Source organism: Quyinboa ferrireducens, from assembly GCF_042436675.1.
In the GTDB taxonomy this organism is placed as follows: domain Bacteria; phylum Bacteroidota; class Bacteroidia; order Bacteroidales; family UBA5342; genus JBHJHP01.
This window is the reverse complement of the sequence record NZ_JBHMVA010000002.1, coordinates 518,639-533,165: the sequence shown is the minus strand read 5'-3', so window position 1 is coordinate 533,165 and position 14,527 is coordinate 518,639. Positions and strand designations below refer to the sequence as shown.

At 41.1% G+C, this 14,527-nt stretch carries 12 protein-coding genes; all 12 read left to right on the top strand.

Features of this window, described 5'->3' with window-relative positions; all coding sequences use genetic code 11:
• Window positions 1-64 precede the first annotated feature (64 nt).
• The 12 genes from ACE01N_RS05730 to ACE01N_RS05675 all read left to right on the top strand — a co-directional run bounded on the left by ACE01N_RS05730 (window position 65) and on the right by ACE01N_RS05675 (window position 14,497).
• Window positions 65-1,030 (top strand): hypothetical protein, encoded by a 966-nt coding sequence (locus tag ACE01N_RS05730; protein WP_380585704.1) that lies wholly within the window; start codon window positions 65-67, stop codon window positions 1,028-1,030.
• Window positions 1,030-1,239 (top strand): hypothetical protein, encoded by a 210-nt coding sequence (locus ACE01N_RS05725; protein WP_380585702.1) that lies wholly within the window; start codon window positions 1,030-1,032, stop codon window positions 1,237-1,239. Before ACE01N_RS05730 ends, ACE01N_RS05725 begins: the two co-directional genes overlap by 1 nt.
• On the top strand, window positions 1,217-1,786 hold the full coding sequence (locus ACE01N_RS05720; protein ID WP_375726799.1) for a 4Fe-4S dicluster domain-containing protein: 570 nt from the start codon (window positions 1,217-1,219) through the stop codon (window positions 1,784-1,786). The genes ACE01N_RS05725 and ACE01N_RS05720 overlap by 23 nt, the downstream gene beginning before the upstream one ends.
• A 1-nt stretch (window position 1,787) precedes the next feature.
• Entirely contained in the window at window positions 1,788-3,044 is a 1,257-nt protein-coding gene (locus ACE01N_RS05715) for a 4Fe-4S binding protein (protein WP_380585699.1), read from the top strand.
• Window positions 3,045-3,047: 3 nt separating this feature from the next.
• Window positions 3,048-4,958, top strand: coding sequence for a PQQ-binding-like beta-propeller repeat protein (locus ACE01N_RS05710; protein WP_380585697.1), 1,911 nt, complete (start codon window positions 3,048-3,050; stop codon window positions 4,956-4,958).
• Entirely contained in the window at window positions 4,958-7,300 is a 2,343-nt protein-coding gene (locus tag ACE01N_RS05705) for an NAD(P)H-dependent oxidoreductase subunit E (protein ID WP_380585695.1), read from the top strand. The genes ACE01N_RS05710 and ACE01N_RS05705 overlap by 1 nt, the downstream gene beginning before the upstream one ends.
• A 326-nt stretch (window positions 7,301-7,626) precedes the next feature.
• A complete protein-coding gene (locus tag ACE01N_RS05700; RefSeq protein ID WP_380585693.1) occupies window positions 7,627-9,165 on the top strand; it encodes an FAD-dependent oxidoreductase in 1,539 nt (512 codons plus the stop codon).
• Window positions 9,166-9,608: 443 nt separating this feature from the next.
• Window positions 9,609-11,411, top strand: a complete 1,803-nt coding sequence (typA, locus tag ACE01N_RS05695) for a translational GTPase TypA (RefSeq protein ID WP_375726793.1) — start codon at window positions 9,609-9,611, stop codon at window positions 11,409-11,411.
• A gap of 6 nt (window positions 11,412-11,417) precedes the next feature.
• Window positions 11,418-12,149 (top strand): tRNA threonylcarbamoyladenosine dehydratase, encoded by a 732-nt coding sequence (locus tag ACE01N_RS05690; protein ID WP_380585690.1) that lies wholly within the window; start codon window positions 11,418-11,420, stop codon window positions 12,147-12,149.
• A gap of 107 nt (window positions 12,150-12,256) precedes the next feature.
• Window positions 12,257-12,499, top strand: coding sequence for a hypothetical protein (locus tag ACE01N_RS05685; RefSeq protein ID WP_380585688.1), 243 nt, complete (start codon window positions 12,257-12,259; stop codon window positions 12,497-12,499).
• A 91-nt stretch (window positions 12,500-12,590) separates the two neighbouring features.
• Entirely contained in the window at window positions 12,591-13,202 is a 612-nt protein-coding gene (locus ACE01N_RS05680) for an OmpH/Skp family outer membrane protein (RefSeq protein ID WP_380585686.1), read from the top strand.
• 44 nt (window positions 13,203-13,246) lie between these two features.
• Entirely contained in the window at window positions 13,247-14,497 is a 1,251-nt protein-coding gene (locus ACE01N_RS05675) for a glycosyltransferase family 2 protein (RefSeq protein ID WP_380585684.1), read from the top strand.
• Window positions 14,498-14,527 lie beyond the last annotated feature (30 nt).

The following is a 14,527-nucleotide window of genomic DNA, read 5'->3' as shown; positions in this document are numbered from 1 at the left end:
TGTAAGGTTTTACCTGTGAATGCTTTTGTTTATTATTTTTACACGATTACAGCTTAAATGCGATATGCAGAAAAAGGGTATTATTATATTTATTGTTTTACTGGTTGTGGCTTTGATTGCTATAATTGTGGCGGATGTCATAAAGACACGTACTGATAACAGGCCGGACAATCCGTATGCTCTGGAATATGATGATTTAAAAAACGTTGATCCAAACCTGATTAGTCATAAAGAAACCAAAAATTTCAGGTTAACCGGTGATTCGTTGGGAGCTATGACGATTGATTCTGCATTCATTTACGTTTCAGTGGATCGTAATATTCTTATTTTGGATCTTAACGGAGTTATAAAGCAAACCATACCGGTTACCGAAACTGCCAAATCACTTGCGTTATGTCCGGATCAAAACCTTATAGTTGGCTATAAGGATTACATTGAAAAGATAGACTACAAAGGCATTGTTCTGGCTAAAACAGAACCGGTAAACGACAAAACAGTAATCACCAATGTTGCCGTTTATAATAACCGGATTTTATATGCAGATGCGGGCAACCGGGAAATATCTGAAGTGGATAAGGATTTAAAGCCAGTTAATTCATTTGAGGGGAAAAGGGAAGAAGGAGCATTGCACGGGTTTATTGTACCAAGTGCCAATTTCGATCTGGCGTTTACAAATTCCGGCGAACTATGGGTGGTCAATCCGGGCTTGCATGCTATAGAAAATTATGATGCATCAGGTAAAATGCGTTCGTATTGGGAAGCTACTTCTTTTAAACTGAATGGGTTTAGTGGATGTTGCAACCCGGCACGTATTGCTATCATGAATGATGATTCATTTGTGACCAGCGAAAAAGGCATAGTACGGATCAAAATTCACGGACCGTCAGGAAAATTTGTTTCAGTGGTTGCGCCTCCGTCAAAATTTAAAGTGGATGGCAAAGCACCCGATGTGGCAGTAAATAAAGAAGGTGTAGTATATGCACTGGATTACGATAAAAAGATGATACGAGTTTTTGAACCTGTAAAATAATGGACAGAAAAGCATTTTTACAACGGTTGGGGCGTTTATCGCTGTTGGGCGGATTAGCTGCAGTATCGGGTTTAATCCTGACAAAAAGGGAGATAAGCGCGGAGAAGTGTGCTATTAATGAGGTGTGTAAAAACTGTAATGAATACCGTTTTTGTTCTAAGGATCAGGCATTAAAACAGAGGGTAAATGAGCGAAAACAAAAAGATTGACCGCAGGAAATTCTTTAATACTACGGCCCGTGCATCGCTTTTAGTAGGACTTGGAGGTGTAGGAGCCCTGGCTTTTAAGAACGAAACAACAGATAAATGGGTGTGGCAAATCGATCCATTTCTATGTACGCAATGTGGCCGTTGTGCCACCGATTGTGTCATGACACCTTCTGCTGTAAAATGCGTGCATGCTTTCGATCTTTGCGGATATTGTGATTTATGCGGCGGATATTTTAAACCGGATTCCCATGCGTTGGAAACAGGAGGGGAGAACCAACTTTGTCCGACTTCAGCAATACAACGAAAATACATAGAAGAGCCTTATTTTGAATATATTATAAATGAAGACCTATGTTTTGCCTGCGGAAAATGCGTAAAGGGTTGTACGTCCTTTGGTAATGGTTCCCTTCATTTGCAGATAAGGCATGACAGATGTGTGAATTGTAACGAATGTTCTATTGCACGTGTTTGTCCTTCAGATGCTATAAAAAGAGTTCCGGCCAGCAGTCCATATTTAATTAAAGGAGATTTCACCAAAGATAGTTAAGATGAAAAGACTTATTCTGACCATATTGCTTTCTCTGGTTCTCATGCAGACTGTCGTGTTCTCTCAGGCGCAACAACGTTTTCCAAAACCGGAATTTGAAAACGGTTATGAGCAACCGGATACTACCACACCCGAACCACGGTCTGTTTCTCTGGAATTTTTTGATGTGGCGGTATTGCTGGTTGTATTGGCCCTCGCATCATGGCTTGCCATTCGCAAACGTTCCAGAAGAGGTATTTTATGGCTGTCGGTATTTACCTTGCTGTATTTCGGGTTTTACCGCAATGGTTGTATCTGCGCCATTGGCTCCATACAGAATGTGGCTTTAACGCTGGCTGATCCGGGATATGCCATTTCGCTGACCGTTCTGCTGTTTTTTCTCCTGCCACTTTTGTTTGCTTTGTTTTTTGGGCGAACCTTTTGTGCGGGTGCCTGTCCGCTGGGAGCAATTCAGGATTTAATCATTGTAAAACCTATTTCACTGCCGCTGTGGCTTAGAAAAGCATTAGGATTAATACCTTATCTTTATCTGGGCTTAGCCGTTTTATATGCAGCTACGGGAACAGATTTCATCATTTGCCGGTACGATCCGTTTGTGAGTATTTTCAGAATGGACGGGCCGTTTCTGATGATTGCGTTAGGCATTGTCATGTTGCTGATCGGGATGTTTGTGGCAAGGCCTTATTGCCGCTTTTTTTGTCCTTACAGTGTGCCGCTTAACTGGATGTCACGCTTCTCTAAATGGCATTTGAGCATCACACCAAAAGAATGTATTCAATGTAAACTATGTTCCGGTTCCTGTCCATTCGATGCCATCAATGAACCGGAAGACCGCAAGGAAGACCAGGGCTCTCTAAGACAATTTCTGTTTTATGTTGTTTTGGTACCTTTGATCGCTTTAACATTTGGATTTGCTTTTTCAAAAGCGCACGGATTTCTGGCAAAAGCCCATTCCGATGTTTATCTGGCAGAACTGCTGATCAAACACCCTGAGATGAAGACAAATCCTGACAATCTGGATATTCAGACCTTTATGGCTTCCGGAAGGACCATGGATGATCTGGTTCAGTCGGCAAAAACTATTCAAAAGAAATTTTACACCGGAAGTTGGATTTTGGGTATTTTTATGGGACTGGTGGTTGCATTTACACTGGTTAATCAGGTGATGTTCAGAAGTCGAAAGGACTATGAACCGGACAAAGGCACCTGCTTCAGTTGCGGACGATGTATGGACTATTGTCCGGTAAAGAAAAATTAATGTATGGATGACAACAAAAAAATAAAATTAGCTTTTAATGTCGCCTTGGTGGCCGGAATTTTCACACTCGTAGTGGCGCTGTTGTTTCTCATTAATTATATCAATATCAAGCAGAATGATCCGGTCGATAATAAGGTTCTCGAAGCCATGGTTCAACGTTTATCAGATGATCCGGGAAACGATGCTTTGATTTCCGAAATCCGCAATCTGGATCTCCTGGCCCGAAAAGCGTATTTTACAGGGCAGTGGCAGATCAACATCGGATCGTGGCTGTTACTTCTTGGCGCAATAATTACAACACTTGCACTCCGCGTTTATTATTCGTTGACCAGTAAAATAGATAAACCTGAATCCGCGGATATTAAACCATCCACGGCCCGCTTAATGAGCCAAAAATGGATTGCCGGACTGGCTGTAGTCGTTGTTATTCTGGCTCTGCTTTCATCGTTTGGATCACAAAATTACCTTGCCCGTTACGATCAGATGAAGACATCTGCAGCGCGGGATTCTGTGGAACAAAGTGAAATAGTTGTGGTGGATGTTAAACCAGCTCAGGCAACAGAAGAAACAACCGATACATTACAAAAGGCTGAAGAAAAAGTTGAAGAAATTGCGAAGGTAGAACCAGAAAAAAACACAACCAATAAAGAACTGGAAAAAAATGTTGAGCCGGAGGCTAACGTAAAGGCAGCGAAGATAGAGACGGAGAAAGAGCCTCAGGAAGATTTAACAGCCGAAAAACCAAAACCTGCAGTACTGCCTACACTGGATGACATTAAAAAGCAAAGTCCTTATTTCAGAGGCTATCTGGGGCAAGGCATATCTTTCGCAAAAAACATTCCCGATAACTGGGATGTCAGCACAGGAGATCACATTAAATGGAAAACAGATATCCCGTTAAAAGGGTACAATTCACCCGTTATCTGGGATGATAAAATATATTTAACCGGTGCAGATCAAACCAAAAGGGTGGTTTATTGTATCAGCAGGGGCGATGGCAAAATTCTGTGGCAACATGCGGCAGATAACATTCCTGGCTCACCGGCAAAACCACCTAAAACAACAGATGATACAGGCTTAGCTGCCCCAACAGTAGCTACCGACGGACAGCGTGTTTATGCCATTTTCGGTACCGGAGATATCGTTGCATTAAAGTCGGACGGAACCCGCCTGTGGGCCAAAAACCTGGGGGTGCCTGATAATCATTACGGACACTCGTCATCATTGATATGTTATCAGGATAAAGTATTTGTGCAATACGATACCAGCAAAGGTGGCCGGGTGATGGCTTTAAGTGTCTTTGATGGTTCTGTATTATGGGATACCAATCGTGAAAGCCATATTTCATGGGCATCGCCGGTATTAGCCCAATTAAACGGTAAAATGCAGTTAGTGTTATCGGCTGAACCAATTGTAGCCGGTTACGATATTAACGACGGGAAACAACTTTGGTCCGTAGAATGCATGATGGGAGAGGTTGGTCCTTCTGTTGGCATTGGTGATGGGTTGGTGTTTGCCGCCAATGAATATGCAACCCTGGCAGCTATTGATCCGGGGAAACAGGCAATTACCTGGGAGGATAACGAATACCTTCCCGAAGTTTCCAGTCCGGTTTCAGCAAACGGTTTATTATTTATTGCCACAACCTACGGTGTATTTGTCTGCTACGATGCTAAAACAGGAAAGAAACAGTGGGAAACAGAGTTTGGCAGCGGCTTTTATTCATCGGCCATGCTTGCTGACGGGAAAATATATATTGCAGATATGGAAGGCAATGTGCACATCATGAAACTGAGCAGACAACACGAAACCATTGCAGATATCCCGATGGGCAAACCAGTGATGGCAACACCGGCATTTATTGACGGACAACTTTTTATCAGAACAGCAGGAAGTTTATATTGTATCGAATAATGACAGAAGATCAGGCATTCATAGATCGGATTCTGGAGGAGAAAGGGCGTGGGAAAAATGCCGTTATTCCTGTACTGCAGGCTATTCAGGCTCAGTACAAATACCTGCCACAACCTATCCTTGAATATGTGTGTGATCATTCCGAAATAACACCTGCCCAAATTACAGGAGTGGCGAGTTTTTATTCCCAGTTCAGGATGCAACCTGTTGGGGAACACATGATAAAGGTGTGTGTGGGAACGGCCTGCCATGTAAAAGGTGCTGTTCAGGTTTATGATGCATTCCGGCGCGAGTTTAAGCTGGAAGGAGAAAATGATACCGATATTGATGGCAATTATACCATTGAAAAAGTTAGTTGTCTTGGCTGTTGTACGCTTGCCCCTGTGGTTCAGATAGATGATGTGACTTACGGTCATGTGAATACGAACCAGATCAAATCGGTTATCAGCGATTTTGAAAAACATAAAAACGATAAAAAACGGAAGAAATTCCGAAAAGGAGACGGAACAGAAATTCAGGGTGAAATCCGGGTAGGCCTTGGTTCATGCTGCGTAGCCAGCGGAAGTGATGAGGTAAGGGAAGCTGTGGAGAATGTGGTGGAAAACAGCGGAATGAATGTGAAGCTGAAACATGTGGGATGTGTGGGCATGTGTCACCAGGTTCCCTTGCTGGAAGTAGTTCCGACGGACAAAGAACCAACCTTATATGCCAAAGTAAGGCCCGAAGATGTCAAACAAATTGTTGAATCGCATTTTCAATCTGTAGGCTTGATGCAACGCCTGAAAAGAAGTCTTACCAATTCTGTGGAAAATATTCGTACCGATGCGGCATGGAATGGCGTGGAACGCTATAAAATTGATATCCGCGAAAAACATGTCTCCTCATTTTTAGGCAAGCAAATTCCGATTGCCACAGAACACCGCGGTGTCATCAATCCTACCGATCTGGAAGAATATCTGTCAAATGGTGGGTTTAAAGCTTTAAAAAGGGCTTTAGATGAGATGAAACCGAATGAGATTATTTCCACCATTAAGGAAAGTGGTTTACGTGGGCGTGGTGGTGCCGGTTTCATAACAGGTTTAAAATGGGACCTGGTAAGCAAAGAGAAATCTGACGCTAAATATCTTATCTGTAACGGAGACGAAGGCGATCCGGGAGCATTTATGGACCGGATGTTGCTGGAGTCCTATCCATACCGTGTTATTGAAGGGATGCTGATTGCAGCTTATGCCGTTGGTGCTACCCATGGCTTCTTTTATATCAGGGCTGAATATCCGCTGGCTTTAAAACGAATTCGTGAAGCACTTAAGATTTGCAGAACAAACAATTATCTCGGATCAGGTATTTTAGGCTCTGGTTTTAATTTTGATATTAACATCTATGAAGGAGCCGGAGCATTTGTTTGCGGGGAAGAATCAGCATTAATAGCCTCTATAGAAGGTGATCGCGGTTTTCCGCGTTTACGCCCTCCTTTTCCGGCACAGCAGGGATTATGGAACAAACCAACTCTGATCAACAATACAGAAACATTTGCACAGGTTTCGTATATCATCAGGAATCATTCGGTGTCATTCAGCAGAATAGGCACAGAAAAAAGCAAGGGAACAAAAGTATTCGCATTAGCGGGCAAAGTGGCGAGGGGCGGATTAATAGAAGTACCCATGGGAATTACCATTCGTCAGGTGATCGAGGAAATTGGTGGCGGAGTGGCCAATGGAAGAACTTTTAAAGCGGTTCAGATTGGTGGTCCGTCAGGAGGCTGTGTGCCGCACTGGTTGGCTGACACACCCATAGATTTTGAATCGCTTAAGGATGTAGGTGCCATGATGGGATCCGGTGGTCTGGTGGTTTTGGATGATACCGACTGCATGGTCGATATTGCCAAATACTTCCTCACATTTACGCAGCAGGAGTCGTGCGGAAAATGTACGTTTTGTCGCGTTGGTACCCGTAGAATGCTGGATATTCTGGAACGGATTACAGAAGGCAAAGGAAAGCTGGAAGATCTGGATGAACTGGAAAAACTGGCCGAATGGACCGGGAAAGGAAGTCTGTGCGGTCTCGGCAAAACAGCGCCAAACCCGGTTTTATCCACGTTGAAGTATTTCAGAGAAGAATACGAAGCGCATATCAATGGTGTGTGTCCGACCGGCAAATGTCAGGATCTGATCACGTATTCCATTACGGATGATTGTATTGGCTGTACCAAATGTGCACAGGATTGTCCGGTTGACGCCATAGCATTTAAACCGCATGAGGTTCATGTCATTGATACAGAATTGTGCATCAAATGTGATGCCTGCCGTCAGGTATGTCCGGTAGATGCGATTTTAGTGAAATAGTGATAAGTTGTAAGTGATAAGTTGTAAGTGATAAGTTGTAAGTAGTAAGTAGTAAGTAGTAAGTAGTAAGTAGTAAGTAGTAAGTAGTAAGTAAAAAGAGAAAAGTGTAAAGGAACAATTAAAAGTATGATATAACTCATTAAGGTCAAGCTGCAATTCCCTTAAATATCTCTATCCCTTAAAGGAGAAATCCCTCTTAATTTGTGGATTGGTCCCTTTAGGGAATTAAAGGGTAGGCGATGGAATAAAATATAAATCGATTAATATATAATCTTGATTCTTTAGTCTTATATCTTATTATGTCTTGGTTCTTATGTCTATAAAAAATGAAGCTAAAACTAAATCATACAGAAATAGAATTTGAAGAAGGGAAAACCATTTATGAAGTGGCAAAAGCCAATGGTATAGACATTCCTGTAATGTGTTTCAACGATGACCTGGAACATTTTACGTCCTGTATGATTTGTCTGGTAAAAGATGCAAAAACGGGAAAACTGATGCCTTCCTGTACCATGAAAGCTGAAAAAGGAATGGATATCATCACCAACGACGAAGAAGTGCAGGAATCCCGTAAAATGGCCCTGGAGCTGTTGCTGAGTGAACATGTCGGTGATTGTGAAGCGCCTTGCCGGACAGCCTGTCCGGCATATATGGATATTCCATTGATGAACCGTTTGCTCGCTGCCGGAAAAGTACAAGAAGCCTGGAAAGTAGTAACTAAAGATATCGCATTACCTTCGGTACTTGGACGTATTTGTCCGGCACCATGCGAAGGTGTTTGTCGCCGTAAACCCATTGATGGAGCGGTTTCTATCTGTCTGCTGAAACGTTATGCCGGTGATGTCGGATCAGCTCAGGAAAAACCGGACATTAAACAAAGTGGGAAAAAAGTTGCCATTATCGGTTCAGGTATAGCCGGACTCGCAGCAGCCAAACACAGTGCGGAAAAAGGACATGCCGTTACCATATTTGAAAAAGAAGAACAACCCGGCGGAAAACTACGATATGATACAGCAGAGGAACTATTGCCTAAAACTGTTTTAGATAAAGAGATTAATCAGATTAAAAATCTGGGGGTTACCGTTAAAACAGGTTCGCTTGTCGATGAGAAAACATTCAAAAAAATCCAAAAGGACTTTAATGCCATTGTCATAGCATCCGGAGGAATTACTGACGAGCAAAAAAACTGGGAAATTCCCTTTAATGATAAAGGTTTTATTGCAGATCAGAACACATATGCCACCGAGGTTTTGGGAGTTTTTGTTGTGGGTACTGCTATAAAGCCTGGCAGACTTGCCATTAAAATGCTGGCACAGGGAAAAGAAGTGGCCTTTAGTTTGGATCAGTATTTAAAAAGTAAACCTGTTGTTGGGGAAACCAAACGATTCAATTCCAGGTTTGGAAAACTGAGAGAGATTGAATTTGATGAATACCTGAAAGAATCACTTCCCGGGAACCGTATTGAACCTAAATCAGGAAAGAAGGAAGGTTTTACGCTTCAGGAGATGAAAGTGGAAGCCGCACGCTGTTTACATTGCGACTGTAGAAAACCCGATACCTGTAAGTTGCGATTATATTCCGATGAATTTGACGTAAAACAAAAGGTAGATAATGACCGCAGGCATGTGACAAAAAAGAATGTTCAGCATGATTATGTGATATTTGAAACAGGTAAATGTATTAAATGTGGAATTTGTGTACGCATGACAGCTAAATACCAGGAAGATTTTGGTTTTACATTTATTGGCCGTGGTTTCGATGTGGAGATTGGTATTCCATTTAATAAAATGCTTCATGAGGGATTGAAAAAAGTAGCCCTGGAAGTTGCCGATGCCTGTCCAACTGGTGCAATTGCAAGAAAATAATCTATTTACCCTAAATCAATTAAAAATTAAGAATTATGGAGTCTTGTGTCTTACATCTTGGTTCTTATGTCTAAAAAGATAAGGCCGCATGTCTAAACTATTTCATGAAATAATCATAGCATTGCAAGTGCTCTTATCATTACATCATCTTTACAAACAAGGACGTAAAGCATAAATTAATAATATTCAAATCCTCCGTCCCGCCTTTAGCATGACACCTCCTTTGACAAAGAGGACGCTGACATTTACTCATCGGATGACTTAAAGTCATCCGATGAGTAACAACTTTAACTAAAAAGATTACCTTTGCAGCGATTTTTCAAAAGGGTACGGTGAACCAATTGTAATTCAAAACATTTTATGAATACAAGGGTTTGAAATCCAGGTTTTTTGAAAGATCATGGATTAGGAATCTTGGACAAACACTGAATAAATTAAAACAATTGAAATCAATACGAAATATCGCAATCATTGCGCATGTTGACCATGGCAAAACTACACTGGTAGATAAAATGTTACTGGCAGGTCAGTTATTTAAAGATCATGAAAAACCAGGTGATCTTATCATGGACAGCAATGATCTGGAACGGGAGAGGGGCATCACAATTTTATCAAAAAACGTTTCCATCCTCTATAAGGATGTAAAAATCAACATTATTGACACACCTGGTCACGCCGACTTTGGTGGCGAAGTTGAACGCGTACTGAACATGGCCGATGGTGTGCTTTTGCTGGTAGATGCCTTTGAGGGACCAATGCCACAGACACGATTCGTGCTTCAAAAGGCACTCGGTTTAGGACTAAAACCAATTGTAGTCATTAACAAAGTAGACAAGCAAAACTGCCGGCCGGATGAGGTGCATGAAGAGGTTTTTGACCTGATGTTCAACCTTGATGCAACAGAAGAACAGCTGGATTTTGTTACCATTTACGGTTCTGCCAAAAATGGCTGGATGAGCGAAGATCTGGCTAAACCATCCAGTAACATTGAACCGCTTTTGGACGCTATCATCAAGTATATTCCTGAACCTGAATACAAAAAAGGAACGTCCCAGATGCAGATCACATCTTTGGATTATTCATCGTATGTAGGACGTATTGCTATTGGCAGAGTTTACCGTGGGGAGCTGGAAGAAGGACAAACGGTGGCTTTGGCAAAACGTGATGGTTCGATAGTCCGAACCAAAATCAAGGAGTTGAATGTTTTCAGTGGGTTGGGGCGTACACCTGTAAGAAAAGTATCTTGTGGTGAGATTTGTGCACTTGTAGGCATAGAAAATTTTGAGATTGGCGATACAATTACTGATATCGATAATCCTGATCCATTGGATCCGATCTCTATTGATGAGCCAACCATGAGCATGACGTTCACGATCAATAATTCACCGTTTTTTGGCAAAGAAGGTAAGTATGTAACATCGCGCCATATTCATGACCGTTTGATTCTTGAACTGGATAAAAACCTGGCATTGCGTGTGGAAACATCCAACGAAGCTGATTCGTGGACGGTTTATGGCCGTGGGGTACTGCATTTATCTGTTTTAATAGAAACCATGCGTCGCGAGGGATATGAACTTCAGGTAGGACAACCCAAAGTAATTATCAAGACCATTGCAGGCGAAAAAAACGAGCCTGTTGAAGAACTGACCGTTGATGTGCCGGAAGAATTTTCAGGGAAAGTAATAGAACTGGTTACCAGAAAGAAAGGTGAGATGCTGGTTATGGAACGTAAAGGAGACCGCCTGCATCTTGAATTTCATATTCCGTCAAGAGGTATCATAGGACTGCGAAACCAGATTCTGACAGCCACTACCGGTGAAGCCGTTATGACGCACCGGTTCATTGAATATCAGCCTTGGAAAGGTCCTATTGATAAACGTCTGGCAGGTTCATTAATAGCCATGGAAACCGGAACAGCCATTGCCTATGCCCTGGATAAATTGCAGGACAGAGGAAAATTCTTTGTCGCTCCTCAAACTGATGTTTATATGGGGCAGGTTGTTGGAGAGCATACCAAGGAAGGCGATGTAGTGGTTAACATTACAAAAACCAAGAAGCTGACAAACATGCGTGCTTCCGGTTCAGATGATAAAGTTAAGCTGGCTCCACCAATAGTCTTCAGTCTTGAAGAGGCTTTGGAATATATAAAAGATGATGAATACGTGGAAGTGACTCCAAAGTCAATTCGACTGCGTAAAATATTACTGAACGAAAACGACCGCAAACGCGCCGGTAAAAAAGAATAAAGCATAATGAGCCATCCTGACTGGACATCACGCACTGAACTTTTATTGGGCAGAGAAAAGCTGGATAAGCTTAAAAAAGCCCATGTTCTTGTTGTGGGACTGGGTGGTGTTGGCGCATACGCGGCTGAATCCATATGCAGAGCCGGTATAGGCAAAATGACTATAGTCGATGGAGATGTGGTTAATCCCAGCAATTTAAATCGTCAGTTAATTGCTTTAAATTCTACCATAGGTGAGTCTAAGTCTGATGTTTTATCCGGAAGACTAAAGGACATTAATCCTGATCTCGAACTTAGCGTTCATAATATTTTTTTAAGAGATGAGGAAACCATAAAACTTTTGGAAGCAGTCCATTACGACTATGTAATAGATGCCATTGACACACTCAGCCCGAAGGTTTATCTTTTGTATCACGCATTGCAAAAAGGTTATAAGGTGGTTTCGTCTATGGGAGCCGGAGGTAAAATGGATCCGACAAAAATTCACATTTCAGATATATCCAAATCCTCGGTATGCAGACTGGCGAGAACGGTTAGAAAACGCCTGGGGAAGATGGGAATACGAAAAGGAATCACCGTAGTTTACTCCACCGAAGAAGCAGCAGAACATGCCATTATTGGAAGTAGTGAGGAACAAAACAAAAACTCTACGGTTGGAACCATTTCGTATATGCCTGCTGTTTTCGGCTGTTTTGTAGCTTCAGTAGTAATCAGAGACCTGTCAGAGAGTGAATTGTAAGTCTTGCATCTTGGTTCTTTTGTCTATAATCGTTAAAAAACATCAACCACAGAACATACTTTGAAATTGATACGTTACTTTTGTGAATAGTTTAAGAAAAGAATAAAATGATACTACAAATATTATCAGTCACCATAGGTTTAGTTGCCATAGCATTCTTACTGCTTGGGATCAATGTATTATTTAAAAAGAAAGGAAAATTCCCAAATTTTCATATCGGAGGTAACAAAGAAATGGCAAAACGAGGTATTTACTGCGCCACAACAAACGATAAGCTGGAACGCAAATCGAAGAGCCGTTTTGATTTTACAAAGTTACAGCACGAAGTAGACGACTCGCTTAGTTGTTAATGTTTGTTAATAAGACACTATTTTCCATTCCCTTCATCTGTTGCGTGATGCAAAAAATTATTTTTGTATCTGGTCAATTAAAATGTAAATAATGAAGAAATTAATTCCTATCTCAATTGCAATTCTCTTTATTGCCGTAATTATCTTGTTTGTTATGCAATGTAACGTTTCAAAGGAATGCGCAGCACCTGCAGGTAAAGCTGAAACTCCGGCTATACGAGCCGATGGAACGGATCTGACAATTGCATACATTAATACCGATACCTTATTATTAAATTATCAGCTGTCCCGTGATCTCAACGAAGAATTGTTGAAAAAACAGGAAGATGCACGTACAAACCTTAACCAGGAAGCGCGGGCATTCGAAAGTGAAATGCAGGAATTTCAGCGTAAACTTGAAAACAACGGGTTCTTATCCCGCGACAGAGCCGAAAGGGAACAGCAAAGGCTGATTAACCGTGAACAGGAACTAAAGGATCTGAATGCAAAACTATCCAACGAACTGATGGTTAGACAACAGGAAATCAGTTCACAACTTCTGGACTCAATTACAATTTATCTTAAAGAAATGAATCTGGATAAAGATTATGATCTGATCCTGAGTACGACAGTTGGTGGAACCATTCTGCATGCTAAAGATGGCTTAAACATTACAGGTGAAGTTCTGGATGCGTTGAATAACAGATATAAAAAGAAAAAATAACACATATAAAATATTATTTTTAAGGGCTGCAAAGCCCTTTTTTTATGCACATCTACGAACAATACCTTAAAAAGCACGATATTCCCGGACAGTTTGTTTCAGGTTGGCATAAAAGTGTTTCCATCATAATTGTTATTCCATGTTATAATGAACCGGAAATAAAGCACACGTTAGATTCATTACAAAAATGCACATTTCCTGAAACGCACATTGAGGTCATAATATTGATTAATTCGGGAGAGATGACACCGAAACATATTATTTCTCAAAATCATGAGACATACAGCATGATCCTGCAGGAATTCCCTTTTGATCCGGATAAAAATCTGAATTTTAAACCCTGGATTATTGAAGGCATCCGTAAAAAACATGCCGGAGCCGGATATGCACGTAAGCTGGGCATGGATATGGCAGTTTCAACGTTCAATGGTATGGGAAACGAAAACGGCCTGATTGTTTCACTCGATGCAGACACGTTGGTAGAACCAAATTATCTCACAGAGTTATTTAATGTTTATTCAGATCCCGAAATACAAGGTGGAACCATACATTTCGAACATCCGGTAACGGATTCTGATGAACCTGAAAACCAGGCCATACTTTTATATGAATTGCATTTACGCTACTATCACAATGCCTTAAAAGAAATCGGATTCCCTTATTTCTATTACACCATTGGTTCTGCATTTTTTATACGCGCCTTAGAATATGCCAGACATGGTGGTATGAACCGGAAACAGGGTGGGGAAGACTTTTATTTCCTGCACAAGGTGTTGCCTCATATTAACAAAAAAATCCTCACTTCAACTAAAGTCATTCCGTCATCCAGAATTTCCGACAGGGTGCCATTTGGTACAGGGCCCAAAATCAGGCAATACCTTGAAACCGGAGAAATGCTGACCTATTGCATGGAAGCCTTTACTTCGCTTCAAAACTTTTTCAGTTTGAAAGAGAAGCTTTTTGAAACCGATACAAACCAGATTCAAGGGTTTATTAACGCTGTTCCCGAACCACTTCATACGTTTTTAATTGAGTTTAATGCAGAGGAAAAACTAATGGAACTCAAACAAAATACTGCCAATTTTCAAACATTTACAAAACGTTTTTTTGATCTTTTCAATGCCTTTTTTATTGTAAAATACCTGAATGAGTCCCATCTGCAATATTTTAATATGAAGAATGTCTGGCCTGAAGTTTCTGATTTTTTTAAAAAGCACTTCCATATTGTTTCAGGTTCACCGTATGATTTATTAAACCAAATCAGACAGAGTGATATAAAAACAACTGAAAAGTAAACTCATCCCTAATTCGTTTGTTTTTAAAGT